This window comes from Acinetobacter sp. 228 (assembly GCF_048147885.1).
In genome coordinates this window covers 1-1,112 of the sequence record NZ_JAYWYV010000504.1, presented here as the reverse complement: position 1 = coordinate 1,112, position 1,112 = coordinate 1, and the positions used below count along the sequence as shown (strand labels likewise).

Genomic DNA, 1,112 nt, shown 5'->3' with positions numbered 1-1,112 from the left:
ACCGTCGCCCACGTTCTGCACGTGTGCCGATCACAGCGAAAGTTGTTGCAGACATGCTTACCACTGTTGGTATTGACCGTGTCGTAATGATTGACTTACATGCTGACCAAATCCAGGGCTTCTTCGATATTCCAGTCGACAACATCTACGGTACTCCTGCTTTGCTTGCTGACTTACGTCAACAACAACATGACAACCTTATGGTGGTTTCTCCTGACGTTGGCGGTGTTGTACGTGCTCGTGCCGTTGCTAAACAGATGGGTGATATCGATTTAGCAATCATCGACAAACGTCGTCAAAAAGCCAACGAGTCGCAAGTTATGCACTTGATTGGTGACGTAAAAGATCGTGATTGCGTTATCGTAGACGACATGGTTGATACAGCTGGTACATTGTGTAAAGCAGCTGATGCGCTTAAACAATTCGGTGCACGTCGTGTTGTTGCTTACGCAACTCACCCTGTACTTTCAGGTAAAGCAATTGAGAACTTACGTAACTCTGTTATTGATGAGTTAGTTGTAACTGATACAATTCCTCTTTCTGAAGAAGCATTAAACTTAGGTAAAATTCGCCAAGTTTCTGTTGCTAGCATGGTTGCTGAAACGATTCGTCGTATTAATAACGAAGAGTCTATCAGCGCGATGTTCGATAGTTTATAATATTGCAGCTTTTTTCTTAACCCTAGCTTTGGCTGGGGTTTTCTATCACTAAACTGGTCGCAAGTTTAGTTTATTTAATCTTTAATGAGGATTTATCTCATGGCAAACTTCGTATTAAACGCTCAAGCGCGTGCTGAAGACAAACAAGGGAAAGGTGCGAGCCGCCGCCTTCGTCGCGAATCTTTAGTTCCAGCTATCATCTACGGTGGTAATGCTGAGCCTGTAGCAGTTACTTTAGAACTTCGTGAGCTTGTAAAAGCTTTAGAAAGCAACGCTTTCTTTGAAGAAGTTGTTGAAATCAAAGTAGGTGACAAAGTTGAAAACGTTAAAATCCAAGCGTTACAACGTCACCCAGCTAAAAACACTCCTATGCACGCTGACTTCAAACGCGCATAAGTGTTTAAAGGCGTAGATTAGTGTCAAATATTTCGCTAATTGTTGGTTTGGGCAATC

General features: G+C 42.7%; 2 protein-coding genes. Both read left to right on the top strand.

The window, feature by feature from the left end:
- Positions 1-659 (top strand): ribose-phosphate diphosphokinase (locus VXQ92_RS20250; RefSeq protein ID WP_310629791.1); only part of this gene is annotated, 659 nt, incomplete at its 5' end.
- A gap of 99 nt (positions 660-758) precedes the next feature.
- Entirely contained in the window at positions 759-1,055 is a 297-nt protein-coding gene (rplY, locus tag VXQ92_RS20245) for a 50S ribosomal protein L25 (protein WP_001273421.1), read from the top strand.
- Positions 1,056-1,112 lie beyond the last annotated feature (57 nt).

What these genes read in the sequence shown, in the direction of transcription:
- rplY (WP_001273421.1), top strand. Translation starts at nt 759, where the DNA reads ATGGCAAACTTCGTATTAAACGCTCAAGCGCGTGCTGAAGACAAACAA.